Origin of the sequence: Nocardioides sp. GY 10113, from assembly GCF_004919105.1 — a bacterium.
Classification (GTDB): domain Bacteria; phylum Actinomycetota; class Actinomycetes; order Propionibacteriales; family Nocardioidaceae; genus Nocardioides.
Genome location: NZ_STGK01000026.1, coordinates 1 through 25,578 on the forward strand (window position 1 = coordinate 1; position 25,578 = coordinate 25,578).

Consider the following 25,578-nt stretch of genomic DNA (forward strand, 5'->3'; position numbering starts at 1 on the left):
ATCCTTCCAGCGTCGACACACATCGACGCAGATCAGATGTCACCTATCCGTGCAGCAGACCCCGTGCCGACCATGCCGACGCATGCCGTCCCGCAGGCCAAGGACCCGTGGGAGGACCTGTGGGGCCAGTTCGTCGACAATCTGGGGCACACGGCGTACGACGTCCTGCTCTCCGACGTTGTCGACTGCGCGCAGGGCAGCGGCGGTGGGTGTCTGTGGACCGCGGCCACCTTCGTGCCCGGTGGCAAGCTCGGAGCGCTGCGGAAGCTGGGGAAGGCTGTCAAGGTCGCCGAGGACGGCGCCGATGTGGTCCGGGCCGGAAGCAGGGCCGCAAACACGGGTGCTCGTCTGGCGCAGGACATCGCCGTCAACCCTGCCGCGCCGCGCGCACTGGGTCTCGGTCGGTCGATTGGGCGCGCCTCGCACAACCAAGCTCTCCAAGCCGACATCGCCGCACTGCCACGGGGTGCGACTGGCATCAGGGTGAACCAGCAACAGGTCAACGCCCTCGGGCAACGCGTGGGCATCAACCGGCCCGATCTCCAATACACTCTCAACGGACAGCGCTACTACGTCGAGTACGAAGGACTCGCCAATCCCCGGGGCGCCCTGCACGAGGCTCGCATCTTGGCCAACGACCCCGGCGCCAACTTCGTCCTCAGGATCGTTCCATGACCCTTCCCTCACCCGCGGGTGGTGCAACCACCGAACAGGTTGGTTTCTTCGAGGTTGGAACACCCGACCTCGCCGAATGGATCGTACGCGGTCTCGATCATGCATGGACGGCTCGTCCAGCCGGCTTGGCGTCGATGAACGAGGCGGTCGCGTTCCTCACGCCAGGGGGCGACGTCACTCGATATGTATGTGTCCCGGTCGGCCGGTGGACTGCACTGATCAGCAACGGTCCGCTCGGAACCGATGTCGGCGTGCTGCCGAGCTATGCCGCCCGCGAGCTCGGCCGCCGCGCAATACGCGTCGTAAATGTCGAGGACACCGCGACCTACCCGGCGCGAGTGTTGGAGGTTTATGGCCCAGACGGCGAGCCGCCACTTGCTCTTGAGCGGTCCATCGTCGCTGCGAACGATGGCGGTCGATGGGTGTTCGAGACGTCGGGCAGTGCCTACCCGTTTGAAGACCAGTCGGCCTATTCGAACCGCGTCAAGGCGCGGCGATTCACGGCAACGATGGTCTATGCCTACCTCCGCGAGCTTGGCGTGCCCGTCGATGCCGAGCCTGACTGGGAGGCCGCCCATGTAGTCGAGCGAGCACCGTGACTTCGCTGCTCCGCTTGGTGGTCGCAGCGCTCGTCGCGGCGTTCGATGGCCGGCTCCGAGGTGCACGTCACCAAGGCGGGCACGACGTACACCAGTGACGCTGACCGGTACTACACCCATGCCGGGATGCGGGTCGCCGTGCGTAACGGTGCGCGCGGCGCCAGCACGACGTTGAACTTGCTGGCGGGACCACCCCGTGGCCCGACGACAAGCGGTTCCTCGGCAAGCCCCACGACGACACCCTCGGGCTCACCTACATCGGCGCGCGTCAGTACGACCCGACACTGGGGAGGTTCCTGAGCGTCGACCCGCTCCTGGACACCGGAGACCCGCTGTCACTCAACGGGTACACCTACGCGAACAACAACCCGGTCAACCTCTCCGACCCCAGCGGGCTGCGCCCGATGGGCCCGAACGGGGAGGAGATCTCGCCGGAGGAGTACCTGGACTACACGACGACGACGGCGCAGGCCGGGGTGGCAAGTGTGCCGCAGGCGCCGATGGTCCTGGCGCCCGGCGCGGCCGAGGCGTCCGAGCCGCTGGGGCCGTTGGACGGCCCACCGGATGCCAACGGCTGTAGCGACGACGTGCCGACCATGCCGACGCATGCCGTCCCGCAGGCCAAGGGACCTGCTGCAGCGACCGGTGGCAGCGGCTCTAAGCCGCAAGCGGGCAGCTGCAACCTGCACTACCGGCTTGACGGCCAAGCCCCCCCGGGTCGGGACCATTATCCCGACATTGCGTTCGCGACCGCGACTTGAACTGCAGAATCCGCGGTCGCATACGTCAAGTCCCGCTGCCCGACCGATCACGCTCCAGCACACCCGGTCACACTCACGCACACGGCGCGCAAGCCCGAGAGCGCCAGGCTGCAAGCGGGCACCGGCGAGTTTGCGCGCCATATTCGCGACACCTGGCCCATCTGGCCGAAAACGCGACCGGCTCTGGCCAGCGTTTCCGCTGGTCAGAGCCGGTTTTCGGTCGGGCTGACAGGATTTGAACCTGCGACCCCCTGACCCCCAGTCAGGTGCGCTACCAAGCTGCGCTACAGCCCGATGCAGTCCCCGTGGGGAGTGCGTGGGAACACTACCGCAGGCTGACCGGCGACTCCGAATCGGGTACGTCGGTCAGGCCACCGTCGACGTGCAGGCGCCGCCCGCCGTCGGCCTTGGCCAGGTACATCGCGCGGTCGGCGCGCTCGAGCATCTCCTCGATGTCGAGGTCGGGATCGAACTCGGCGACGCCGAGGCTGACGCTCACGTCGGTGAGGCCCTGGGTGGCCTCGGCCAGGCCGGCGTTCACCGCGTCGGCGACCTCCTCGGCCCGGGCGGTGGTGCCGAGCAGCAGGGCGAACTCGTCGCCGCCGATCCGGCCCGCGAGCTCGCCGTGGAGCAGCGACCCGGCGACGACCGAGCCGACGGTGGCCAACGCACGGTCGCCCGCGGCGTGCCCGTCGACGTCGTTGAGCTGCTTCAGCCGATCCAGGTCGGCCAGCGCCAGGACCCACTCGACGTCCCGGCGACCGTGGCGCTGCACGAACTCCACCCGGCGCAGGAACTGGCGGCGGTTGAACAGCCCGGTCAGGGCATCCCGCGACGCCTCGCGACGCAGCCGGGCGACGTACTGGGCGCGACTGAAGGTCGACATGCTGTAGACCGCGATCACCATCAGCGCGATCATCAGCAGGGTGGCCGGCTGCGGACCGAACACCGTCAGGAAGACCTCGCCGTCACGCCCCCAGATCACCATCGCGACCGTCCGGGCGACGTAGAACGCCGCCGTGGCCGCGGTGCCGCTGGCCATCAGCAGCACGCTGACGCGGTACTGGCTGTCGTCGTACCCCGCCTCGTCCGACCGGCTCACCGACCTCCGCGCCCCGCGGTGCAGCGTGCCGGCCTCCACCGCGGCACCCCCGAACCCCAGCGCCATCGCGAGCAGGAACACCTCCCCGCCGGTCCACAGGTCGTTCGCCGGATCGTCGAGCAGCGCGACGGCCAGCACGAACGCCGGTACGCCGGCCAGGATGCGCCGTGGCAGCCGGCGACCCGTCAGGGACCGGATGCTGCCCCAGATGCACAGGGCGCTCAGCGAGCCGACCGCGTTGCCGGCCGGGTTGGCGATCACCTGGAGCGCGGTGCCGTTGAGGAGGAACAGTGTCGTGCTGACGGCGGCCAGCAGCAGCGAGGCGCACCACCAGGCGCTGTAGCGGGCTCGGGTCGCTCCGTACGCCGTCACCGCGAACAGCACGAGGGCGCACGAGGCGACCATCACGAAGACGACACGCAGGGTGACCGTGTCGAGCATGGGCCGCACGCTACCGAGCGTTCAGCGCAAATCCCCGAAGACCTGCCGGGGCCGCGGCGTATCGCTGCGGCACGTGCCCCCTCCGTCGGCCTTGGCCAGGTACATCGCGCGGTCGGCCCGCTCGAGCAGCACCTCCACGTCGAGGTCGGGGTCGAACTCCGCGACGCCGAAGCTGACGCTCACCTCGGTGAGCCCGGCCATCGCCCCGGCCAGTCCGGCGTTGACCGCGGCCGCGACCTGCTCGGCCCGGCCGTCGGCGCCGAGCAGCAGGGCGAACTCGTCGCCTCCGAGCCGCCCGGCGAACTCGCCATGGTGGAGGGCGGCGGCGACGACGGCACCCACCGTGGCGAGCGCGCGGTCGCCGGCGGCGTGCCCGTCGGTGTCGTTGAGCTGCTTGAGCCGATCCAGGTCCGCGAGCACCAGCACCCACTCGACGTCGCGTCGACCGTGCCGCTGCACCAGCTCGACCCGGCGCAGGAACTGGCGGCGGTTCAGCAGCCCGGTCAGGCCGTCGTGGGAGGCCTCCAGGCGGAGGCGGGCGACGTACTGGGCGCGCGCCAGCGTCGACATGCTGAAGACGGCGACGACCACCACCAGGATCAGCAGCATGGTGGTCGGCTGCGACCCGAGCACCGTGCGGAAGAACTCGCCGTCGGGTCCGGTACGCGCCAGCACCACCGCGCGGAGCAGGTAGAAGAGCGCCATGCCCGCGGTGACGATGGCCATCACGAGCACGCTCGCGCGGTACTGGCTGTCGTCGTAGCCCGTCTCGTCGCTGCGCGAGACGGAGGTGCGGGCACGACGGTGCAGCGCGCCGAGGTCGACAGCGGCCGCGCCGAACCCGAGGGCCATCGCCAGCAGGTAGACCACGCCGCCGGTCCAGATGTCGTGCACCGGGTCGTCGAGTAGCCCGACGGCCAGTACGAACGCCGGCACGCCGAGGAGCAGTGCCCACGGGAGCGTGCGCCCCGCGAGCGAACGGGCACTGCCCCACACGCACATGGTGCTCAGGACGCCGATCGCGTTGCCGCTCGGGTTGGCCACCACCTGGATGTCGGTCCCGTTGAACAGGAAGAGGCCGGACCCGCCGGCGGCGAACAGCAACGCGGCGCACCACCAGGCGCTGTAGCGGGCTCGGGTCGCTCCGTACGCCGCCACCGAGAACAGCACCGTGGCGCACGCCGCCACTAGCACGAAGACGACACGAAGGGTGTTCGTGTCCAGCATGGACGCAGGCTAGCCACGCATCAGCGGAAATCCCGGGATGTCTGACGTATCTGCAGTGCGTCGCCGGCCCCGGGCAGCACCTCGTCCAGCGGGCTGATCCGGTCCGCGACCAGGTTGGTCACGCCGTCCTGACGCTCCAGCATCCCGCGGATCACCACCGCCACCCGGTTCCGCGCCGCGTGCCGATGCACCCGCATCACACCCTGGGAGCAGACCACGTTGAGCATCCCGGTCTCGTCCTCGAGGTTGAGGAAGGTGATCCCACCGGCGGTGCCCGGCCGCTGCCGGTGGGTGACCAGTCCCGCGACGTGGACCCGTCGGCCGGGGTCGACCCCGGCCAGGTCGCCGACCGCCCTGATCCCGGCCGCGGTCAACCGCTCGCGCCAGTGCTCCACCGGGTGTCGCTCCGGCGAGATCCCCGTCGCCCACAGGTCGGCGAGGGTCAGGTCCGTCTCCGCCATCTGCGGCAGCGTCGGCGGTGCCGGCGCCGGCGTGCTCGCGGGCAGGTGCCCGCCCTCCTCGGCGTACCCGGCCATCCACAGGGCCGAGCGACGATCGAGCCCGAACCCCTCGAAGGCTCCCGCGGTGGCCAGCGCCTCGAGCTGGGTGGCGGTGAGCCCGGCGCGACGCGACAGGTCGCGGATGTCGACGTACGGCGCGTCGGCGCGCGCCGCCACGATCCGCTCCGCGACCTCCGTCCCGATCCCGCGCACCTCGTCCAGTCCGAGCCGTACGGCGAGCTCCGCGTCGTACCGCTCCCGGTCGAACCACTCACGCTCCTCGCGAGGCGCGCAGGCCTCCAGCCCCGCCTGCGCCCCGGACAGCGCGATGTCGGGGCGGCGCACCTCCACCCCGTGCCGGCGGGCGTCGGCGACCAGCGACTGCGGGGAGTAGAAGCCCATCGGCTGGTTGCGCAGCAGCCCGGCCAGGAACGCAGCCGGGTAGTGCCGCTTGAACCAGGACGAGGCGTAGACGAGCAGCGCGAAGCTGAGCGCGTGGGACTCGGCGAAGCCGAACCCGGCGAAGGAGAGGATCTTCACGTAGATCGCGTCCGCGTGGTCCCCGGTGATCCCGCGCCGCGCCATCCCCTTGTAGAGCTGGTCCTTGATCCGCTCGATCCGCTCCACGCCCCGCTTGGAGCCCATCGCCCGGCGCAGCAGGTCGGCGTCGTCGCGGGTGCAGTCGCCCAGCGTCACCGCCATCTGCATCAGCTGCTCCTGGAAGATCGGTACGCCGAGGGTGCGCTCCAGCACCGGCTGCAGCGACGGGTGGTCGTAGGTGACCGGCTCCTTGCCGGTCGCCCGGCGCACGTAGGGGTGGACGGCGCCGCCCTGGATGGGGCCGGGGCGGATCAGCGCGATCTCGATCGCCAGGTCGTAGAAGCAGCGCGGGCGCAGCCGCGGCAGGGTGCCGATCTGGGCGCGGGACTCGACCTGGAAGACGCCGATCGAGTCGGCCTCGCAGAGCATGTCGTAGACGGCCGGCTCCTCCTTGGGGATCGACTCCAACGTCCACCGCTTCCCGGTGTGCTGCTCGATGAGCCGCATCATGTGGTCCAGGGCGCCGAGCATGCCGAGACCGAGCAGGTCGAACTTGACCAGGCCCATCTCCTCGCAGCCGTCCTTGTCCCACTGCAGGATCGTGCGACCGGGCATCCGGGCCCGCTCGATCGGGCAGACCTCGGCGATCGGCTGCTCGGTCAGCACCATCCCGCCGGAGTGGATGCCGAGGTGGCGCGGGGCACCGAGCAGCTCGTCGGCCAGGGCGACCACCTGGGCGGGGATCTCGACGCCCTCCGGCGCCTCGATGGTGCTCCCCCACCCGTCCATCTGCTTGGACCAGGCGTCCTGCTGCCCCGGGGAGAAGCCGAGCGCCTTGGCCGCGTCGCGGACCGCCATCCGCGGCCGGTAGCTGACCACGTTGGCGACCTGGGCGGCGTTGCGCCGGCCGTAGGTGTCGTAGACCCACTGGATCACCTCCTCGCGCCGGTCGGAGTCGAAGTCGACGTCGATGTCGGGCTCCTCCTCGCGGTGCTCGGAGATGAACCGCTCGAAGGGCAGGTTGAACTGGACCGCGTCGACGGCGGTGATCCCCAGGGCGTAGCAGACCGCCGAGCTCGCCGCCGACCCCCGGCCCTGGCAGAGGATCCCCTGGCTGCGGGCGAAGGCGACGATGTCGTGGACGATCACGAAGTAGCCGTCGAAGTCCTTGCGCGCGATCACCGCCAGCTCGCGCTCGATCCGCTCCCGCGCGCGCTGCTCGACGTCGCGGCCGGCGTACCGCTCGGCGAAGCCGCGCTCGGTCAGCTCGCGCAGCCAGCTGCTCGGGGTGTGCCCGGCGGGGATCTGCTGCTTGGGCAGCTTCGGGGTCGCCTTGTGCAGGTCGAAGGCGATCTCGTCGGCGACGGTGACGGTGTGCGCGACGGCGCCGGGGTACCGCGCGAAACGGCTGTCCATCTCCTCGCCGCTGCGCAGGTGCGCGGAGCCGGAGAGGTCGAGCCACCCGTCGAGCTCGGCGATCGAGCGGCGGGCCCGGATCGCGGCCATCGCCGCGGCCAGGCGCGCCTTGTCCGGGCTGGCGTGGTGGACGTTGCCGGTGGCCACCACGGCCAGTCCGCGGTCGACGGCCAGCGCGGCGAGCAGGTCGTTGGCCTCGTCCTCGCCGGGGTGGTCGCGGGCGATCAGCTCGACCAGCACCTGGTCGCGGCCGAACCGGTCCACCAGGTCGTCCACCGCGGCCGCGGCGCCCCGGGGGCCGTCCGCGCGCAGCGCCTGACGGACCGCCCCCTTGCGGCACCCGGTCAGCACCACCCAGTGCCCGCGCCCGCGCTCGGTCAGCTCGTCGAGGTCGTGGTCGGGGCGCCCCTTCTCGTCCCCGCGCAGGTGCGCCTCGGTCAGCGCCGCCGACAGCCGGTGGTAGCCCTCGACCCCACGGGCCAGCACCAGCAGGTGGGTGCCCTCGGGGTCCGGTACGCCGTTCTGCGGCGCGGTCAGGCCCAGCGACAGCTCGGCGCCGTAGACGGTCCGCAGGTCGACCGCGCGCGCCGCCTCCGCGAACATCGGCGCGCCGGCGAACCCGTCGTGGTCGGTGAGCGCGAGGGCGTGCAGCCCCAGCCGGGTCGCCTCGGCCACCAGGTCCGCCGGCCCGCTGGCCCCGTCCAGGAAGCTGTAGTGGCTGTGGCAGTGCAGCTCGGCGTACGGCGTCACGGGCTGCTCGGGGCGGCGGATCGGCACCGGCACGGGTCGCCGCTGCTTGCGGCGCGAGACCGGCGCGTCCTGGGCCCCGGGCGGACGCCCGGAGAGGCGGCGCTCCAGCTCGCGCCACGGGACCGGCGGGTTGTTCCAGCCCATGCCGGCTCAGGCCTCGAGGGTCGTGAGCGGAGTCATCCCCCGAATCTAGTCGAACACCTGTTCGATCTCCAAGAGTTGTCGGAAACCCCGCCACGGCACCGGCGGCGGCAGCATCCTGTGCCCATGCTCCCCCCGCGACCGACGTGCGCGGCACTGACGGCCCTGCTGGCCCTGCCGCTGCTCACCACCGGCTGCTCGACCGACGAGGACGGTGGCCCCCTCGACGTCTCCGGCTACGGACTCATCGCCAACGGCCGCGCCCGCCCCCTGTACTTCGACATCGACCTCTGCCTGCGCTCCGACCGCGCCACGACGATCACGATCGACGACGTCGCGGCCGTCACCACGTACGGCGACGGCCAGCCCGAGTTCGCCGTCACCTGGGCCGACACCAACCAGCGACCACGCGTGATGGGCGGACCGGTCCCCCTGCCGGACTGGTACGTCCCGGCCGTCGGCGCGGACGGAGCCGTAGCGTCCTGCGACGTCGACCCCGACGCAGACCCCGGCAATGCCCAGCTGGCCGTCGTCTTCCCCGCCGTGGCGGAGGACGCCTTCGTCGTCGACGGGGTCGCGGTGACCTACACCTTCAACCGGCGCCAGTACACGGCCACGTCGAGCGCCCACTTCGCGCAGTGCCCGATCGGCGCCGAGGCAGACAGCGCCAACGACGACCCCGCCCACCCCTGCGTCACCGCGGAGGCCGACTGACCCTCACCCCGCGTGCCGCGCGGCGATCGCCTCGAACACCGCCATGTCGGCGTCCCACTCGGTGCCCGGTCGCGGCCAGTGCACGGCGACGTCGGTGATCCCGAGCTCGGCGTAGCGGCCCGCCAGATCCTGGTAGGCGCCGACGGACTCCAGCCACGGCTCGCCGCTGAACCCGGTCAGCAGCAGCTTCGGCATCGGGGCGACGTCTCTACCCTCCGCCTCACCGGCGGCGCGCAGCCCGTCGACCTGGCGCCGTACGTCGGCGACGGGGTCCTCGCCCATCGGGTTGGCGATCCAGCCCTGGCCGAGGCGCGCGGCCAGCCGCAGTCCGCGCGGGCCGGTGGCGGCGATCCAGAACGGCGGACGCTGCTGCACCAGCCCGGGGGCGATCGTGACCTCGCGCGCCGACCAGTGCTCGCCGGCGAGGCTGACCGGCGCGGTGGTCAGCAGCGCGTCCAGCTGGCCCACCCACTCGGCGAACCGGTCGGCGCGCTGGCGCGGCGTCCAGTCCCCGTCCAGCACGTCGCCGTCGGAGGTGTGCGTGGCACCACCGGCGCCGATGCCGAGCGTCAGCCGGCCGCCGGAGATGCGGTCGATGGTGCGGACCGCGGACGCGGTCGGGATCGGGGTGCGGAAGTTGGGCGAGGTGACCAGGGTGCCGAGGCGCATCCGCGAGGTCACCGCGGCCGCGGCCGCCAGGGTCGCGTAGGCGTCGTCCCACGGGGAGTGGCCGCGCCAGGCGAGGTGGTCGTAGACCCAGGCCCCGGCGAACCCGAGCTCCTCGGCGCGCCGCCAGGTCTCCCCCATCGCCGGCCAGTCCTGGATCGGCCAGAGGATGACGTGCAGGTTCGGCGCGCTCACGCGCCGATTGTCGCAGCCGCCTCCGACGCCTCGGCCTGCCCCTCCGCCTCGACCAGGCCCATGGCCGCGGCGGTGTCGTCGGTGCACTCGTCGAAGAAGCCGCCGACCGCGTCGACCATGTGCGAGAACGACTCGGCCGCGAAGAGCACCGGCTGGTAGTGGGTGATGTCGTAGTCGATCGTCGCCATCGCGCGGAAGTCCAACGGGCGGATCACCATCGAGCCGAACTCCTCGATCTCGCCGTAGGAGGAGAGGATCCCGGCACCGTAGGCCTTGAGGTCGCCACCCTCGTGCAGCACGCCGAACTCGACGGTGAACCAGAAGACGTCGGCGACCATCTGGAGACCGGCGCGGGTCTCCATCCGTCGTGCGGCGCGGCCGGCGGCGCGCTTGACCTCGGCCACCTGGCGATCGGCGAGCAGGTTGCCGTGGCCGAGCACCTCGTGGATCACGTCGGGCTCGGGGGTGTAGAGCGGGAGATCGTGGTGGCGCAGGTACTGCGTGGAGTGGAAGACCCCGTCGGCCAACGACCCGTAGAACTCCTCCAGGGGCACGATCCCGGCGGCCGGGACATAGGAGAAGCCGGTCAGCCGCTGCAGCCCCGCGGTCACCTCGTCCAGCTGGGGCACCCGGTCCGCCGGCAGGTCGAGCGCGGCCTTGGCCTCGTTGAAGGCCCGGCAGGCGTAGCGCTCGTGCAGCGGCGCGATCTCACGGGAGACGGTGGCCCAGACCCCGTTCTCGACGTCGGTGTAGTCGATCCGCGGGACCGGCTCGCCGGGCTGCCAGCCCAGCGCGACCTGGGCGATCTCGTTGCGGCGGGCGCGGTAGGCCGGGTCGTTCACCCCGGGGTGGTCGTCGCCGAGGTGAACGGTCACCGATCCGTCCTCGCCGGTGGTCACCGGCGAGTAGAGCTGGCCTTCCTCGAACATGCGGGGCGCCTCCTGCGCAATCAGAGTGTGACGTAGGTCTCTCTCTCGCCACGCTACGTCGCGCCACAATCTCCAGCAACTCGACGGATCCGCCGGAGAACATCCACCCGCTAGTCATAGGCCGCCTCGGCCTCCCAGCCCGACGGGCGCCAGCGCAGCAGCCAGGCGTCGCCCTCGAGGCCGACCACCTGGAACCGCGCCGAGCGGCCACCCTCCTCGCCCCCCGGACCAGCACCGGTCCACCAGCCCTCGTCCACCGGCCACGGACCGGCCCAGCCCGCGATCACCCGCCAGCCGCGCGCACCGGGAGCGCCGCCGACCTCGACCCGGTACCGGTACGGCGCCCCGCTGACCGCGCCGCGCTCGGTCACCGCCACCGGATCCCCGTCCGCGTCGAGCACCTCAGCGACCAGCGCCGCGGGGAAGACCCGCGTCGGCGCCGGGCCGGGGATCCGCCCCGGCCACGGCGGGAGCGTCGGCCGCAGCCCCGTCGAGCGCTCCCCCCAGGTCACCCACGCCTGCCGGTCGGCCGCGCCGCGACCGCCCTGGAGCACCGGCACCCGGACCGCGTCGTACCCGAGCATCGCCTGGACCCGGGCCACGCCGCGGACCACCTGCTCCTCGGCCCCGCCGCCCCACAGCCCGTCCGCATGGTCGCCGGCCGACTCCACCGTCTCGGGCAGGAACCGCACCCGCTCGATCGGTGCGGTCACCGCACCCGCCTCCTTGCGGCTGCGCAGGGCAGCACCCGCCTGGAGCTGCCAGTGCACCCGGTCGACCAGGTCGCGGGAGGTGAAGCAACGGGGATGCACCCAGGTCCGGGAGCTCATGCCACCCTCCCCCTCGGCCACCGCCCCCGCGTCGAAGACCGCCTCGATCCGGACCGCGGTGGCGACGAGCTGGCGCTCCGCGAGTCCGGCGACGAAGCGCTCGGCCGTGGTGCGCACGCTGAACGTGACCGCCTCGGCGGAGTCCAGCGGCGGCTCGAAGCCGATCTCGCAGGCCAGCTCGGGCGGCGGCGTGCGGGCGCCGGCCAGCGCGGTCCCCTCGCCGCGGACCCGCCGGAGCAGGTCAGCGCCGTAGGCGCCGAACCGGTTGCTGACCTCGTCGGCACCGAACGCGGCGAACTCCCCGAGGCGGACCAGTCCGAGCCGACGCAGCAGGTCCACCAGGCGCCGCCCCTCCTCGCCGTCCTCGGTCAGCGCGGTGATCGGCAGCTCGCGCAGGAACGCAGCCGACCCGCCGGGCGGCACCACCGTGCAGCCCTGGGCGGGCGCGCGGCGCGCCGCCCGCTCGGCGGAGTAGAGGTCGTCGGCGACGCCCATCCGGCAGTCCCAGACACCCCGGGCGACCAGCTCCTCCGCGAGCAGCGCGGCCGCCGCCTCCTCGCCGCCGTGGAACCGCCCCGGGGCGCTCACCGCGAGCAGGCCGGGTCGGATCGGCGCCACGCCGGGCCGGATCTCCTCGACCGCCGCCAGCACCGGCTCGAACCACCGCGCGTCCCGCTCCGGGCCGGCAGCGAGCAGCAGCAGCTCCGGGCAGCGCGCCTGGGCGTCGCGGCGCCGCTGGCCGCGGCGTACGCCCTCGGCGCGGGCAGCCGCGTTGCAGACCACCACCCGGTTCGCCGAGAGGACGGCCGCGGGCGTCGAGCGGACCACCTCGGCGGCACCCCCGTCACCCTGGGCCTCGGCACGCTCCATCAGCGCCGCGGTCACCGACCAGTCCGGGCACCACAGCACCAGCACGCGCGCCATCGTCAACGGTCCCCGAACGGGAGCGCGACCTCGTCGGAGAGCGGTCGCCCGGTGCCGTGCACCTCGACCAGCGCCCGGTGCCGGTGAAGCCGGCCGCGGCCCTCGCCGAGCCCCTCCCACCGGGTCTCGGCGGCGCTGATCGTGGCGTCGCTGCGCGGCCACTCACCGTGCACCACGAGCACCGCGGAGCGGGCCCGCAGCCGGGCCTCGAGCACCGAGGCGGACTTCGCGTCCACCCGGGCGGCAGGGCGCAGCACCACCACCTTCAGCACGTCGGCCAGTGCGGCGGCGACCTCGAGCCAGTGCTCGCCGGGGCTGGGCACCAGCACGGTGCGGGTCAGGTCGATGCCGAGCTGATGGGCGGCCTCGACACCGAAGTCGCCCCAGCCCACGAAGCCGACCCAGTCACCGGCGGCCGAGGCGCCCGCGGCGAGCGCCATCGCCAGCGAGGCGGTGTCCACGGCGTACGCCCCACCGGTGCGCAGCCGGACCAGGCCGTCGAGCGCCGGCAGCACCGGGACCGAGAGCCGCGACGGACCGCCCTCGAGCGCCTGGATCCGGCCGCGCAGCTGCGCGAGGACGGACGCGTCGACGGCTGGTGCTCCCACCCGCCCATTGTCGAACACATGTTCGACAGGGGCAAGCGGAACGGCCTAGTCCAGTACGCCGACAGCGCGCGTGGATCAGGTGCGCTTGCGCTTCTCCCGCGGCCGGACCTGCAGCACGATCGGCGTGCCGACGAAGCCGAACTCCTCGCGCAGCCGCCGCTCGATGAACCGCTCGTAGCCCTGGTCCAGCTTGCCGCTGGTGAAGAGCACGAAGGTCGGCGGCGAGGTCGACGGCTGCGTGCCGAACAGGACCCGCGGCTGCTTGCCGCCGCGCACCGGGTGCGGGTGCTCGGCGACCAGGCGACCCAGGAACGCGTTGAGCGCGCCCGTGGTGACGCGGGTCTCCCAGCCCTCGATCGCCCGGTCCAGCGCGGGCACCAGCCGGTCGATGTGCCAGCCGGTCTTGGCGGTGATGTTGAGCCGCGGCGCCCACTGCACCTGCACCAGGTCGCGCTCGATCTCGCGGTCGAGGTAGTAGCGGCGCTCCGAGTCCACGGTGTCCCACTTGTTGAAGGCGATGACCAGCGCCTTGCCGGCCTCCCGGACCTCCTGCAGGATCCGCATGTCCTGCTCGGCGATCGACTGGCCGGCGTCCAGCACCAGCACGCAGACCTCGGCGCGCTCGACCGCCGTCGTGGTCCGCAGCCAGGCGTAGTACTCGTGCCCCGACGCCTCCTTGACCCGCTTGCGGATGCCGGCGGTGTCGATGAACCGCCACTCGCGCCCACCCAGCTCGACCAGCTCGTCGACCGGGTCCACGGTGGTGCCGGCGACGTTGTCGACGACCACCCGCTCCTCGCCCGCGAGCTTGTTGAGCAGCGATGACTTGCCGACGTTGGGACGGCCGACGATGGCGATCCGGCGTGGCCCGCCGACCTCCTCCTCGACCTCCGCCGCCTCGGGCAGCACGGCGAGGATCGCGTCGAGCAGGTCGCCGGAGCCGCGGCCGTGCAGCGCCGAGACCGGGATCGGCTCACCGAGGCCGAGGTTCCACAGGCCGTAGGCGTTGGCCTCGACCCGCTCGTCGTCGACCTTGTTGGCAGCCAGCACGACCGGCTTGCCCGCCCGGCGCAGCACCTTGACCACGGCCTCGTCGGCGTCGGTGATGCCGACCGCGGCGTCGACCACGAAGAGCACCGCGTCCGCGAGCGACACCGCGATCTCGGCCTGCCCCTTGATCCGCTCGGCCATCCCCTTCGCGTCCGGGTCCCAGCCGCCGGTGTCGACCAGCGTGAACGCCCGGCCGCCCCACTCGGCGTCGTAGGAGACCCGGTCGCGGGTGACGCCGGGGATGTCCTCGACCACGGCCTCCCGGCGTCCGAGGATCCGGTTGACCAGGGACGACTTGCCCACGTTGGGGCGGCCGACCACGGCCAGGACCGGGAGGTTGATGTCAGTCATCGGATTCCTTCACGAGCTCGGTGGCTGGCAGCGGTCCGGGGAGCTCCCGCCCGGTCTCGCTGAGCGCGGCGGCGAGTTCCTCGCGCATCCGCTGATGCAACAACGTGCTGACGGACCCCACCTGTTCCGCCGTGCGCGGCCATGAGTGGGGGCTCACACGGACCGGGTGTCCGACCACGAGGTCGATCCTGTCACCCTTCGGCGGCAGCGAACCACTCGCGCCACCCGGACGCCTCGTCCCGAGGATCGTCACCGGTACGACGGGAGCGCCGGTCACCATGGCCAGGTACGCCGCGCCGCGCCGGAACGTGCGCAGCTCGCCGTCACCGCGGGTGCCCTCCGGGAACACCCCGACGACACCGCCCTCGCGCAGCACCCGGACGGCGCGTCGGACCGCGGCCGGATCGGTCCGGTGACGGTCCAGCGGCACCTGTCCGGCCAGGCGCAGGAAGCCGCCGCCCACGGCGGAGGAGAACATCTCGATCTTGGTCAGGGCGTGCACGGGCCGCGGCGCGAGGAGCACCAGCAGCGGACCGTCGACGACCCCGATGTGGTTGGCGGCGAGCACGACCGGCCCGTCGGCCGGGAACCGGTCGGCGTGGTGCACCCGGACGTCCCAGCGTCGGCGTACCAGCCAGCGCGCGACCGGACGCCCGCCGGCGAGGAGCCAGCGGGTCGGGTGGGCGACGCGGTCGGAGCGCGGGTGCTGCCGGTGCGCTTCCCGCACGACTCCCTGGTCCCCCTCGTCCCCGCGCGCGTCGGGGGCCGGGCTCATGACCCGCCGACCGCGCTGAGGCTCTCCTCGACCAGCCCGACCACGAGGTCGACGACCTGCTCCAGGGTCTGGTGGGTGGAGTCGATGTGGATGGCTCCGTGCACCCGGGTCAGCGGCGCGACGGCACGCCCGGAGTCGATCGCGTCGCGGGCGAGCAGCGAGGCCTCGGTGGCGCCCACGTCGGCGCCGCCGTTCTCCGCCGCGCGGCGGGCGGCGCGGGCCGCCGGGTCGGCGGTCAGGTAGACCTTGACCTGGGCCTGCGGCCAGACGACCGAGGCGATGTCGCGACCCTCGACCACGATCCGGCCGGCGCCGATCAGCGACCGCTGCAGTGCGACCAGGCGCTCGCGGACCGCCGGCACCGCGCTGACCGGCGAGACGGCCGCGTTGACCGCGTCGCTGCGGATCTCGATGGAGACGTCGACGTCGTCGACCACGATCGTCGGGGCCAGCGGGTCGGTGCCCGAGACCAGCCGCGGATCGGCGGCGCGCGCCGCGACCGCCTCCGCGTCGTGCACGTCCACGCCGTGCTGCAGCATCCACCAGGTGACGGCGCGGTACATCGCGCCGGTGTCGAGGTAGCGCAGGCCCAGCCGGTCGGCGACCGCACGGCACGTGCTGGACTTGCCGGAGCCGGAGGTGCCGTCGACGGCCACGACCACACCGGGAGCCGGCTCGCCGGTGTGCGAGGTGGCCTGGTCAGTACCGGGGCGGGGCGCGTCGTTCACGGACCGCGATCCTACCGGTGCGCGGCCCATCCCCTCGATTCGAGCGCGCCGAGCAGCTCACCGACCGACTCCGCGGCGACGTCCAGCTCGACCAGGCCGAACGGGCGACCGGGGTCGTGATCGATCCGCACGTCCTCGATGTTGACACCGCTGTCGCCCGCATCGGCGAAGAGACGGGCCAGCTCGCCGGGGTGGTCGGGCACCGCGACCCGCACCGCCGCCGTGGGTCGCGGCGGTCCGCCGTGCTTGCCCGGGATCGCCCGGGTGCCGGCGACCCCGTGCGCGAGCAGGGACGAGAGCCCGGCCCGGTCGCCGTCCCGCACCGCCTCGAGGGCGAGGTCGAGACGGTCACGCAGCTCGCCGAGGAGCGCCGTCACCGCGGCCGCGTTGCCGCTGATGATCTGGCTGTACAGGTCGGGATCACCACCGGCGATCCGGGTCACGTCCCGGACGCCCTGGCCGGAGAGCGCGAGGTGGTCGGCCGACGCGCCCGTGAGCGTGCCCGCGACTAGCGCGGAGACCAGGTGCGGGACGTGGGAGGTCCGGGCCACCGCCCGGTCGTGCTCGTCGGGGCGCAGGCGGATCACCACGCCGCCGCACACCTCGGCCAGCAGCTCGACCAGCCGTACGCCGGCCGGCAGCGCGCCGGGGCCGGGGGTGACCGCCCACGGCCGACCGTCGAAGAGGTTCTCCGAGGCGGCCAGCGGGCCGGAGCGCTCGCTGCCGGCCATCGGGTGGCTGCCGACGTAGCGCTCGCGGCCGGGCTGGTCGGCCAGCGCGTCCAGCGGTGCCATCTTCACGCTGCCGACGTCGGTGACGATCGCGTCGGGCGCGGCGGCGAGCGCATCGCGCACACCCTCGGCGAGGTGGTCCGGCGGCACCGCGACCACCACGAGCTGGGGACGGTCCTCGGGGGTTGCCGGGCGGCCGGCGCCCAGTCCGGTGGCGGTGCGGACGTGGTCGGGGACCACGTCGCTGAGCAGGACCTCGAGGCCCGCGCGGCGGCACGCCAGCGCGACGGAGGTCCCGATCAGGCCGGTGCCGACCACCTGGACGGGTCCGGTCAGGACGGCGTTCGACTCCTCGGGCACGGCGAGAACACTACTCAGGAGCGCCGCGGGGCCGCCGCGTCACCCCGGCGGGCCGCCGGCCGCGCCCTCCCGCCACAGCCCGCCGCAGATCCCGCCGCACGATCCCGCCGGAGATCCTTCGGAATCCCAGATGAACTGCAAGAATCCTTCGCGTGCCCGACCTCTCCGGCGCTCCGGAGAGCGCGTCCCCCACGGCCCTGGCGGCCGGACCCGTGACCCAGGGGTGGGCCGCCCCGGCCGGTGGCTCCACGACGTTGGAGCTCCTGGGCCACCTCGCGGAAGCGATCCACTCCACGCTGGACCTGGAGAGCGTGCTGCAGTCGGTCACCGACACAGCGACGCGCCTGGCCGGAGCGGCGTTCGGTGCCTTCTTCTACGACGCCAGCGAGGACGACGGTGACGGCGACGTCTTCCACCTCGTGGTGCTCTCCGGCGCCGAGCGGGACGCCTTCGCGGCGATGCCCGCCCCACGCATCACGGCGCTGTTCCAGCCCACCTTCGACGACCGCGAGACCGTGCGCATCGCCGACGTCACCGCCGACCCTCGCTTCTCCGCGTTGCCCCCGGGCCACCTGGCGCTGCGCAGCTACCTCGCCACCCCGGTCACCGGGCGCGACGGCCAGGGCCTGGGCGCGCTGCTGTTCGGGCACCCGGACCCGGACGTCTTCTCCGCGATCGCCGAGACCCGCGTGACGGCCGTCGCCGCCGCGGCCGCGATCGCGGTCGAGAACGCGCGCCTCTTCGAGCGGGAGCAGGCGGCGCGCGAGCGCGCGGAGTGGCTCGCGTTCGCCACCTCCTGGCTGAACGCGGTGACGGCCTCGCTGGCCACCGCCACCTCCGCCCGCGAGGCGCTGCTCGCGGTCCGCAACTGCACCCTGGCCCACGGCACCGACGGGCTGATCGGCATCGGTTTCGTCGAGGGCGGCACCACGCTGGCGCTGCACTCCCCCCACCCGACCGACGACGACCCCACGCTGCCGTGGTCCCCCGTCGGGCCCGACCTCGGTCGCTTCGCCGACCTCACCGCCACCGGGGCGGTCGCCTGGCCGACCCGGTCAGCGCTGGAGGCGGCGCACCCGGACATCGCCGCCGCGCTCCCCGAGGCTCGGGCGCTCGTCGCGCTGCCACTGCAGGGCAGCCTGCCCCAGCGCGGCGCGCTGGTCTCCTTCTGGGCCCACGAGCGCGAGTTCAGCGCCGAGAGCCTGCGGATCATCCAGTCCGCCGCCGACCAGGTCGCCGCCTCCCTGCAGCGCATCGCACACCGCCACGGCGAGCAGGCGGCCCGCGACCAGCTGCGTCGCCGCCTGGTCGAGCTCACCGAGGTCTCCCGGCTGCTCCAGCGCTCGCTGCTGCCGCAGCACCTGGCCGAGCCCGACGGACTCGACATCGCGGTGCGCTACGTGCCCGCCGCAGCCGACGCCGAGGTCGGCGGGGACTGGTACGACGTCGTCTCCTCGCCGGACGGCACCGTGACCGTGGTGGTCGGCGACGTCGAGGGCCACTCCTACGCGGCCGCGACGGTGATGGGCGAGATCTCCAGCGCGCTGCGCGCCTACCTGAGCGAGGGCCACCCGGTCGACGTCGCGCTGGAGCTGCTGAACCCCACCGTCGAGCTGGCCGAGGTGCTGGTCACCTGCTGCCTGGTCAACATCGACCCACGGACCGGCGAGGTCGCCATCGCCCGCGCCGGGCACCCGCTCCCGATCGTGCGCACGGCCGCCGGTACCCGCGAGCTCGAGGTCGCGGGCGGGCCGCCGCTGGGCATCCCCGGCGCCGACTGGCCGGTCACCCGGGTCACCGCCCGCGCCGGCGACCGGGTGGTGCTCTACACCGACGGCCTGGTCGAGCGCCGCCGCGCCAGCATGGAGGAGCGGACCGCCCTGCTGGCGGACACCGTCGCGGGTTGCGCGGGGCCGGCCGCCGAGTGCGCCGACGCGGTCCTCGCGGCGATGGGCACCGAAGCCGGGGACGACACGGCCCTGGTCGTCGCCGACCTGCTCGCCCGATGAGGCCGGGCTCGCGTCAGAGCCCGGCGACCTCGAGCAGCTGACCCAGCTCGTCGTCGGTCAGGTCGCGCAGCGTCCCCGACGGCAGGGTGCCCAGCTCGACCGGCCCGAACCGGGTACGGCTGAGGCGGCGTACCGGATGGCCGACCTGGTCCAGCAGGCGCCGCACGATCCGGTTGCGGCCCTCGTGGATCACCAGCTCGATGATCGACTTGTCCGCGCGGGTGTCCAGGATCCGCGCCCGTCGCACCTCGACCGGACCGTCCTCGAGCACCACGCCCTCCAGCAGCTGCGCCACGGTCGGCCTGGCGATCCGTCCGGCCACCTCGGCGACGTAGGTCTTCTCGACCTCGAAGGAGGGGTGCGCCATCCGGTGCGCGAACTCGCCGTCGTTGGTGAGCAGCAGGAGTCCCGAGGTGTCGGTGTCGAGCCGGCCCACGTGGAAGAGCCGCTCGGGCCGGTCGGCGACGAGGTCGGTGATCGTGCGCCGGCCCTCGGGGTCGGACATCGTGGAGACCACGCCGCGGGGCTTGTTGAGCACCAGGTACACGTGATCGGAGACCGGCGGCAATCGCTTGCCGGACACCTTGATCACCGCGGTGCGCGGGTCGACCTTGGTGCCGAGGCGGGTGACCACCTCGCCGTCGACCTCGACCTCCCCGTCGAGCATCAGCTCCTCGCAACGGCGGCGTGAGGCGACCCCGGACTGCGCGAGCAGCTTCTGGAGCCGGATCAGGCCGTCCTCATCGGTGGCGATCTCGCGGGTCATGACGATGCTTCCTCGGTCGGGGTGCTCGGTACGCCGGCGTCGGTGGCCGGAACGCCGGCCATCTGCTCCAGCTCGCCCTCCAGCTCGTCGAGCTCGGGCAGATGCGGGGCGAGGTCCGGGAGCTCGTCGAGCGCGACGATCCCGATCCGCTCCAGGAAGTAGCTGGTGGTGCGGTACAGGGTGGCACCGTGCTCGCCGTCGCGGCCGGCCTCCTCGACCAGTCCGCGGTTGAGCAGCGTGCGCATCACGCCGTCCACGTTCACCCCGCGGATCGCGGAGACGCGGGCTCGCGAGACGGGCTGCTGGTAGGCGACCACCGCGAGGGTCTCCAGTGCGGCCTGCGTGAGGCGCGCCTGCTGGCCCTCCAGCACGAACGCCTCCACGACGGGGGCGAGGTCGGCGCGGGTGTAGTAGCGCCAGCCGCCCGCCACGTTGCGCAGCTCGAAGCCGCGTCCCTGCTCGTCGTACTCGGCGGCGAGGGCCGAGAGCGTGCCGGCGACCTCCTCGGCCGGGTAGCCGACAGCGGCGGCCAGCGCCATCGCGTCGAGCGGCTCGTCGGCAACCATCAGCACCGCCTCCAGCGCCGGGCGCAGGTCGGCCACGGGGACGGCGACCGCGTCATCGGTCCGTTCGGTCATCTGACTCCTCCTGTACCGGGCCATTCTCCGCCCCCGAGGGCCGATCCGGCTCATCCGGGGCGACGGGCGCTGCCGGCTCGCCGGGCTCGGGCGGCGCGCCGTCGAACTCGTCGGTGATCTCGATCTCCTCGTCGGAGCCGGTCCACCGAACCGTCAGCTCACCGAGGGGCGTGACCTGGTCGAACGCGACACCGCCCTCCCGGAACAGCTCCAGCAGCGCCAGGAACCGGGCGACCGTGGTGAGGGTGTCCGGCGAGTCGCCGCACAGCGCCCGGAAGGTGAGGGTGCCGCTGCGGCGCAGCCGTTCGACCACGATCGCGGCCTGTTCGCGGACGCTGACCGCGGGGGCGTGGATGTGGTGCGTCGGCAGCTGCAGCTCCGGCTTGGGCGCCAGCGCCTTCGCCGCCAGCGCCGCGAAGGCGTCGAGGCCGATCCCGATCAGCACCTCCGGCAGCAGGCCGGCGAACCGCTCCTCGAGGCCCACCGCCCGCGGGAACCGCTTCGCCTCCGCCTCGACGCGCTCACCGAGCACCGCGGCGAGCCGCTTGTACGCGCGGTACTGCAGCAGCCGGGCGAAGAGCAGGTCGCGCGCCTCCAGGAGGGCCAGGTCCTCCTCGTCCTCCACGTCGCCGGCCGGGAGCAGCCGGGCCGCCTTGAGGTCGAGGAGGGTCGATGCCACCAGCAGGAACGAGGTGGTCTCCTCGAGGTCCGCGTCCGGGAGCTGCTTGATGTGCGCGATGAACTCGTCGGTGACCTGCGAGAGCGCGATCTCGGTGACGTCGAGCTTGTGCTTGGAGATCAGGCTCAGCAGCAGGTCGAAGGGCCCCTCGAAGTTGTCGAGGCGAACCTCGAACGGGTTACTCACGCAGGCGCCTGACCAGGGCCGAGTCCTCCCCCTGTGCCTCGAAGTCCGCCAGCACCAGACCGATCGCCTCGCGCACCAGCCGGCCGCGGTCGACCACCAGCCCGTGCTCCCCGCGCAGGTGGAGCCGGGTCTGCTCCAGCTCCATCAGCTCGGCGGCGGTGACGTAGACGGTGATCTTCTCGTCGTGCCGGATCCGACCGCTGGGCTTCTTGCCCTTCGCGGAGCCCGACCCGCCGGACGCCTCGGTCGTGTCGGTCGCCTCCGGAGCGTCCGGCACCACCCGGACCGCGCCGTTCTTCCGCCCCTTGCCCGCCGGGACCGACTGCTCGGTGCCGTCGACGGTGGTGCGGAAGAGGTCGTCGGCCGCCGGCATGCTCACGCGTCGGCCCACCGCTGCGCCACCTCCTTGGCCAGCTGGCGGTAGGCGTCGGCGCCCGCGGAGGTCGACGCGTAGGAGGTGATCGGCTCGCCGGCGACGGTGGAGTCGGAGAACTTCACCGTCCGGCGGATGACCGTGTGGAAGACCTTGTCCCCCCAGGCCTGGACCAGCCGCTCGAGCACCTCGCGGCCGTGCAGGGTGCGGCCGTCGTACATGGTGCCGAGGACGCCGTCGACCTCCAGGCGCGGGTTGAGCCGCGCCTTGACCTTGTCGATGGTGGTCTTGAGCAGCGCCACGCCACGCAGCGCGAAGTACTCGCACTCCAGCGGCACGATCACGCCGTCGGAGGCGGTGAGCGCGTTGACGGTGAGCAGGCCCAGGGAGGGCTGGCAGTCGATCAGGATGACGTCGTACTCGGCGATGGCCGGCGCGAGGACGCGCTGCAGCGTCTGCTCGCGGGCCACCTCGTGGACGAGCTGCACCTCCGCGGCGGAGAGGTCGATGTTGGAGGGCAGCAGGTCCACGCCCGGCACGCCCGAGGGGACGACCACGTCGTGGAAGTCGGTCTCGGGGTCCATCAGCAGGTTGTAGACCGTCAGCTCCATCTCGTGGGGGTTGAGCCCCAGGCCGACGGAGAGCGAGCCCTGCGGGTCGAAGTCGACGAGCAGCACCTTCCGGCCGTACTCGGCGAGCGCGGCGCCCAGGTTGATGGTCGTCGTGGTCTTGCCGACGCCACCCTTCTGGTTGCACATCGAGATCACCCGGGCGTTGCCGTGCTCGGCGATCGGCTCGGGGTCGCGCAGCACCGGGATCGGGCGGCCGGTCGGGCCGAGCTGACCGCGGCCGCGCGGGGCGGCGGGGCCGGTCGACTCCGGCGCGGTGAACGGCAGCATCGGCATCGTCGGTGCGGCCGGCTCCGAGGACTTCACCGGCGCGGAGGGCGCCGGGGCCGCCGAGGTCGCGGCCGGCGTCGGCGCCGCCGCAGGGCGCTCGAACGGCAGCGGGGCCGTGGCCCCCTGGGTCTCCCCGCCGAGCGGGGGCAGGTCGCCGCCCGGGCGGTGCACCCGCGGCGGCATGTCCGGGGCGCTGCTGGAGCCGAAGTATCCACCGACCATCGCGGTTCACCTCATGTGTGCGGTGACGGGTCGCCCGCCACGGATGTCGTGGGCCCCTTCCCCAGGGCCCCGTGCACTCCTCATCCAACAATGTCGACACGGAGACATTGGGGCGACGCGCCGCAGCGCCACGCAGTTCGAGAAATATCCGGCCCCGGAGTCAGCCGCCCAGGCAGCGCATCGCCGTCGTCCGTACGACGGCCTCGCCGGCCTCGTCGGAGGCGGCCAGGTCGACCTCGGCCTCGATCACCCAGTCGTGGTGCCCCTCGGGGTCGTGCAGGGTCTGGGTGACGGTCCACCGGCCCTCGCCCCGCTCCACCCGCAGCAGCGCAGGACCGCGCGCGTCCGCATCGATGAGCACCTTGCTGTGCTCGGCGTAGTACTCCTCCAACGCCTCGTCCCAGTCCTGGCGGGAGAGCTCGGGGCTCTCGACGCCGTCGACCGCCTCCAGGCCGTCCAGGTCGTCGCGGGCGACCAGCTCGACGCGCCGCCACAGTGCGTTGCGGACCATCACCTCGAAGACGCGGCCCTGCGCGGAGAGCGGCCGCGGGGGCGGCGGGGGCGCGTCCAGGTGGGTGTCGGCGGTGATCCGGTCGGGGTGGGTGAGGGTCTCCCACTCGTCGAGCAGCGAGGAGTCGACCTGGCGGACGGTCTCCCCCAGCCAGTCGACGAGCAGCTCGAGCTCCTCGGTGCGCAGGGCCTCGGGCACGGTCTGGCGCAGCGCGCGGTAGGCGTCGGTGAGGTAGCGCAGCACCAGCCCCTCGGAGCGGGCGACGTTGAACCGGCTGACCAGGGCGGTGAAGCCCATCCCCTCCTCCCACATCTGGCGGACCACGGACTTGGGCATCAGCGCGTCCGGCGAGAGCCAGGGGTGGCGTTCGCGGTAGGTCTCGTAGAGCGGCTCCAGCAGCTCGGCCAGCGGCTCGGGCCAGGTGATCTCCTCGACCAGCGCCATCCGCTCCTCGTACTCCACACCGTCGGCCTTGAGCGCGGCGATCGCCTCGCCGCGCGCCTCGTGCCGCTGCGCGAGCAGTAGCGGGCGGGGCGCCTCGAGCACCGCCTCGACCACCGAGACCAGGTCGAGGGTGTACGACGGGGCGTCGGGGTCGAGCACCTCCAGCGCCGCCAGCGCGAAGTGCGACAGCGGCTGGTTGAGCGCGAAGTCCTCGGGCAGCGCCTCGGTGAGCACGTACCGGCGCCCGTGCTCGTCCACCTCGTCGAGCCGGGTGAGCACCCCGGACGCGACCAGGCTCCGGGCCAGCCGGACCGCCCGCTTGGCCAGCCGCAGCTGGCTGCGTCGGTCCTCGTGGTTGTCGGTCAGCAGCCGCCGCATCACCGCGAAGGCATCCTCCTCGCGGGAGACCACGTTGACCAGCATCGCGTTGTCGACCTTCATCTGCGACTTGAGCCGCTCCGGCTTGCCCTCGACGAGCTTGTCGAAGGTGGCCTCTGTCCACACCACGGCGCCCTCGGGCGCCTTCTTCAGCTGCGCCTTGGACTTGCGCTTGGCCTGCTTGGCCTCGCTCATCGCGGCGTTCTTGGCCGCGGCCTTCGCCTTGGCCTTCTCGTTCTCGATCACGTGCTCGGGGGCCTGCACCACGACGTAACCGGCGGTGTCGTAGCCGGCCCGTCCGGCGCGGCCGGCGATCTGCAGGAACTCCCGGGTGCGCAGCACCCGCTGCCGGCTGCCGTCGAACTTGGCGAGCGCGGTGAACAGCACGGTGCGGATCGGCACGTTGATGCCCACGCCGAGGGTGTCGGTGCCGCAGATGACGGTGAGCAGCCCTGCCTGCGCGAGCTGCTCGACCAGGCGCCGGTAGCGCGGCAGCATGCCGGCGTGGTGCACGCCGATGCCGTTGCGCAGCAGCTGCGACAGGGTCTTGCCGAACCCGGCCGCGAAACGGACCCCGGCCAGCCGCTCCGCGATCTCGTCGCGGGGGCGCTTGAAGCCGCCGGCCAGCAGCGAGGTGGCGTGCTCGACGGCGGCGGCCTGCGTGAAGTGCACGACGTAGACCGGCCCCTGGCCGGTGTCGACCAGCTCGCCCAGCGCCTCGCCCATCGGGTCCAGGGACCAGGTGAACGTCAGCGGGACGGGCCGCTCGGCCTGGTCGACCACCGCTGTCTCGCGGCCGTTGCGCCGGGTCAGGTCGGCGCCCAGCTCGGTGACGTCGCCGAGCGTCGCCGACATCAGCAGGAACTGCGCCTGCGGCAGCTCGATCAGCGGGACCTGCCAGGCCCAGCCGCGGCCGGGCTCGCCGTAGAAGTGGAACTCGTCCATGACCACCATGCCGACGTCCGCGGCCGCGCCCTCGCGCAGCGCGATGTTGGCCAGCACCTCCGCAGTGCAGCAGATGATCGGCGCGTCGGCGTTGACCGCGACGTCGCCGGTGAGCATGCCGACGTCCTCGGGCCCGAAGGTGGCGCACAGCTCGAAGAACTTCTCGCTGACCAGCGCCTTGATCGGCGCGGTGTAGAAGGTGACCCGGTCGTCGGCCTGGGCGACCATCGCGGCGGCCATGGCGACCAGCGACTTGCCGGAGCCGGTGGGCGTGGCGAGCACGACGTTGTTGCCCGCCAAGAGCTCCAGGGCCGCCTCCTCCTGGTGCGGGTAGAGCTCGAGGCCGCGGTCGGCGGCGTGCTCGAGGATCCGCTCGTAGGCCCGGTCGGAGGCTGCCTCGGCTGCGGCGGAAGCGGTGCTCTGGTTCATCTCGTCCTTCAGTCGTCCCGCGCTCGCGGGTGCGCGGTGGCGAAGACCTCGCGCAGGTTGTCGACGGTCACCAGCGTGTAGATCTG

At 73.0% G+C, this 25,578-nt stretch carries 22 protein-coding genes and 1 tRNA gene; 5 read left to right on the forward strand and 18 right to left on the reverse strand.

The window, feature by feature from the left end; all coding sequences use genetic code 11:
* From E8D34_RS20210 to E8D34_RS21465, 3 genes are all read left to right on the forward strand, one after another.
* The coding region (locus tag E8D34_RS20210; RefSeq protein WP_206056816.1) for a hypothetical protein at window positions 1–675 on the forward strand (675 nt) is incomplete at its 5' end.
* Entirely contained in the window at window positions 672–1,274 is a 603-nt protein-coding gene (locus tag E8D34_RS20215) for a hypothetical protein (protein ID WP_136596335.1), read from the forward strand. The genes E8D34_RS20210 and E8D34_RS20215, both read left to right, overlap by 4 nt.
* Window positions 1,275–1,678: 404 nt before the next feature.
* Window positions 1,679–2,035: a hypothetical protein gene (locus E8D34_RS21465; protein WP_240771481.1), complete on the forward strand. Its 357-nt coding sequence runs from the start codon at window positions 1,679–1,681 to the stop codon at window positions 2,033–2,035.
* 220 nt (window positions 2,036–2,255) lie between these two features.
* Here the strand turns inward: E8D34_RS21465 and E8D34_RS20225 are convergent.
* From E8D34_RS20225 to E8D34_RS20240, 4 genes are all read right to left on the reverse strand, one after another.
* Window positions 2,256–2,329: transfer RNA gene (locus E8D34_RS20225), tRNA-Pro, on the reverse strand.
* A 31-nt stretch (window positions 2,330–2,360) separates the two neighbouring features.
* Window positions 2,361–3,578, reverse strand: coding sequence for a GGDEF domain-containing protein (locus E8D34_RS20230; RefSeq protein WP_136596334.1), 1,218 nt, complete (start codon window positions 3,576–3,578; stop codon window positions 2,361–2,363).
* 21 nt (window positions 3,579–3,599) lie between these two features.
* Window positions 3,600–4,805: a GGDEF domain-containing protein gene (locus E8D34_RS20235; RefSeq protein WP_136596333.1), complete on the reverse strand. Its 1,206-nt coding sequence runs from the start codon at window positions 4,803–4,805 to the stop codon at window positions 3,600–3,602.
* A 20-nt stretch (window positions 4,806–4,825) separates the two neighbouring features.
* Complete coding sequence (locus tag E8D34_RS20240) at window positions 4,826–8,155, reverse strand: error-prone DNA polymerase (protein WP_136596332.1); 3,330 nt, start codon at window positions 8,153–8,155, stop codon at window positions 4,826–4,828.
* A 123-nt stretch (window positions 8,156–8,278) separates the two neighbouring features.
* On the opposite strand from E8D34_RS20240, the gene E8D34_RS20245 reads away from it, so the two are divergent.
* Window positions 8,279–8,866 carry a hypothetical protein gene (locus E8D34_RS20245; RefSeq protein ID WP_136596331.1) on the forward strand — a complete coding sequence of 196 codons (588 nt, stop codon included), beginning with the start codon at window positions 8,279–8,281 and terminating at the stop codon, window positions 8,864–8,866.
* Between the two features lie 3 nt (window positions 8,867–8,869).
* Here E8D34_RS20245 and E8D34_RS20250 read toward each other — a convergent pair whose 3' ends face one another.
* From E8D34_RS20250 to E8D34_RS20285, 8 genes are all read right to left on the reverse strand, one after another.
* Window positions 8,870–9,727 (reverse strand): LLM class flavin-dependent oxidoreductase, encoded by an 858-nt coding sequence (locus E8D34_RS20250; protein WP_240771480.1) that lies wholly within the window; start codon window positions 9,725–9,727, stop codon window positions 8,870–8,872.
* Window positions 9,724–10,656, reverse strand: a complete 933-nt coding sequence (locus E8D34_RS20255) for a phenylalanine 4-monooxygenase (RefSeq protein ID WP_136596330.1) — start codon at window positions 10,654–10,656, stop codon at window positions 9,724–9,726. The genes E8D34_RS20250 and E8D34_RS20255 overlap by 4 nt, the downstream gene beginning before the upstream one ends.
* 110 nt (window positions 10,657–10,766) lie before the next feature.
* A complete protein-coding gene (locus E8D34_RS20260) occupies window positions 10,767–12,410 on the reverse strand; it encodes a DNA polymerase Y family protein (protein ID WP_136596329.1) in 1,644 nt (547 codons plus the stop codon).
* A gap of 2 nt (window positions 12,411–12,412) precedes the next feature.
* Window positions 12,413–13,018: a hypothetical protein gene (locus E8D34_RS20265; RefSeq protein WP_136596328.1), complete on the reverse strand. Its 606-nt coding sequence runs from the start codon at window positions 13,016–13,018 to the stop codon at window positions 12,413–12,415.
* A gap of 75 nt (window positions 13,019–13,093) precedes the next feature.
* Complete coding sequence (gene der, locus E8D34_RS20270; protein ID WP_136596327.1) at window positions 13,094–14,419, reverse strand: ribosome biogenesis GTPase Der; 1,326 nt, start codon at window positions 14,417–14,419, stop codon at window positions 13,094–13,096.
* Window positions 14,412–15,146 (reverse strand): lysophospholipid acyltransferase family protein, encoded by a 735-nt coding sequence (locus E8D34_RS20275; protein ID WP_240771479.1) that lies wholly within the window; start codon window positions 15,144–15,146, stop codon window positions 14,412–14,414. The genes der and E8D34_RS20275 overlap by 8 nt, the downstream gene beginning before the upstream one ends.
* Before the next feature lie 44 nt (window positions 15,147–15,190).
* Window positions 15,191–15,922, reverse strand: a complete 732-nt coding sequence (gene cmk, locus E8D34_RS20280; protein ID WP_240771478.1) for a (d)CMP kinase — start codon at window positions 15,920–15,922, stop codon at window positions 15,191–15,193.
* An 11-nt stretch (window positions 15,923–15,933) separates the two neighbouring features.
* Window positions 15,934–17,013: a prephenate dehydrogenase gene (locus tag E8D34_RS20285; protein ID WP_136596324.1), complete on the reverse strand. Its 1,080-nt coding sequence runs from the start codon at window positions 17,011–17,013 to the stop codon at window positions 15,934–15,936.
* Window positions 17,014–17,165: 152 nt separating this feature from the next.
* Between E8D34_RS20285 and E8D34_RS20290 the strand changes: the two genes are divergently transcribed.
* Complete coding sequence (locus E8D34_RS20290) at window positions 17,166–19,022, forward strand: GAF domain-containing SpoIIE family protein phosphatase (protein ID WP_136596323.1); 1,857 nt, start codon at window positions 17,166–17,168, stop codon at window positions 19,020–19,022.
* Window positions 19,023–19,035: 13 nt separating this feature from the next.
* Here E8D34_RS20290 and E8D34_RS20295 read toward each other — a convergent pair whose 3' ends face one another.
* The 6 genes from E8D34_RS20295 to E8D34_RS20320 all read right to left on the reverse strand — a co-directional run bounded on the left by E8D34_RS20295 (window position 19,036) and on the right by E8D34_RS20320 (window position 25,492).
* Window positions 19,036–19,788 (reverse strand): pseudouridine synthase, encoded by a 753-nt coding sequence (locus E8D34_RS20295; RefSeq protein ID WP_136596322.1) that lies wholly within the window; start codon window positions 19,786–19,788, stop codon window positions 19,036–19,038.
* The gene (gene scpB / locus E8D34_RS20300; protein ID WP_136596321.1) at window positions 19,785–20,426 is read right to left on the reverse strand and encodes an SMC-Scp complex subunit ScpB; all 642 of its coding nucleotides are present in this window, start codon (window positions 20,424–20,426) and stop codon (window positions 19,785–19,787) included. Before scpB ends, E8D34_RS20295 begins: the two co-directional genes overlap by 4 nt.
* Window positions 20,407–21,291 (reverse strand): ScpA family protein, encoded by an 885-nt coding sequence (locus E8D34_RS20305; RefSeq protein ID WP_136596320.1) that lies wholly within the window; start codon window positions 21,289–21,291, stop codon window positions 20,407–20,409. Before E8D34_RS20305 ends, scpB begins: the two co-directional genes overlap by 20 nt.
* Window positions 21,284–21,682, reverse strand: coding sequence for a hypothetical protein (locus E8D34_RS20310; RefSeq protein ID WP_136596319.1), 399 nt, complete (start codon window positions 21,680–21,682; stop codon window positions 21,284–21,286). The genes E8D34_RS20305 and E8D34_RS20310 overlap by 8 nt, the downstream gene beginning before the upstream one ends.
* On the reverse strand, window positions 21,667–22,563 hold the full coding sequence (locus E8D34_RS20315; RefSeq protein ID WP_240771482.1) for a ParA family protein: 897 nt from the start codon (window positions 22,561–22,563) through the stop codon (window positions 21,667–21,669). The genes E8D34_RS20310 and E8D34_RS20315 overlap by 16 nt, the downstream gene beginning before the upstream one ends.
* 382 nt (window positions 22,564–22,945) lie before the next feature.
* Complete coding sequence (locus E8D34_RS20320) at window positions 22,946–25,492, reverse strand: DEAD/DEAH box helicase (RefSeq protein WP_136596318.1); 2,547 nt, start codon at window positions 25,490–25,492, stop codon at window positions 22,946–22,948.
* Window positions 25,493–25,578 lie beyond the last annotated feature (86 nt).

Bases quoted from the DNA above. Each gene is read 5' to 3' on its own strand.
- E8D34_RS20235 (WP_136596333.1), bottom strand. From the start codon at position 4,805: ATGCTGGACACGAACACCCTTCGTGTCGTCTTCGTGCTAGTGGCGGCG.
- E8D34_RS20260 (WP_136596329.1), bottom strand. From the start codon at position 12,410: ATGGCGCGCGTGCTGGTGCTGTGGTGCCCGGACTGGTCGGTGACCGCG.
- E8D34_RS20320 (WP_136596318.1), bottom strand. From the start codon at position 25,492: ATGAACCAGAGCACCGCTTCCGCCGCAGCCGAGGCAGCCTCCGACCGG.
- E8D34_RS20255 (WP_136596330.1), bottom strand. From the start codon at position 10,656: ATGTTCGAGGAAGGCCAGCTCTACTCGCCGGTGACCACCGGCGAGGAC.
- E8D34_RS20240 (WP_136596332.1), bottom strand. From the start codon at position 8,155: ATGGGCTGGAACAACCCGCCGGTCCCGTGGCGCGAGCTGGAGCGCCGC.
- E8D34_RS21465 (WP_240771481.1), top strand. From the start codon at position 1,679: ATGGGCCCGAACGGGGAGGAGATCTCGCCGGAGGAGTACCTGGACTAC.
- E8D34_RS20245 (WP_136596331.1), top strand. From the start codon at position 8,279: ATGCTCCCCCCGCGACCGACGTGCGCGGCACTGACGGCCCTGCTGGCC.
- E8D34_RS20215 (WP_136596335.1), top strand. From the start codon at position 672: ATGACCCTTCCCTCACCCGCGGGTGGTGCAACCACCGAACAGGTTGGT.
- E8D34_RS20295 (WP_136596322.1), bottom strand. From the start codon at position 19,788: ATGACCCGCGAGATCGCCACCGATGAGGACGGCCTGATCCGGCTCCAG.
- scpB (WP_136596321.1), bottom strand. From the start codon at position 20,426: ATGACCGAACGGACCGATGACGCGGTCGCCGTCCCCGTGGCCGACCTG.
- E8D34_RS20230 (WP_136596334.1), bottom strand. From the start codon at position 3,578: ATGCTCGACACGGTCACCCTGCGTGTCGTCTTCGTGATGGTCGCCTCG.
- der (WP_136596327.1), bottom strand. From the start codon at position 14,419: ATGACTGACATCAACCTCCCGGTCCTGGCCGTGGTCGGCCGCCCCAAC.
- E8D34_RS20315 (WP_240771482.1), bottom strand. From the start codon at position 22,563: ATGCTGCCGTTCACCGCGCCGGAGTCGACCGGCCCCGCCGCCCCGCGC.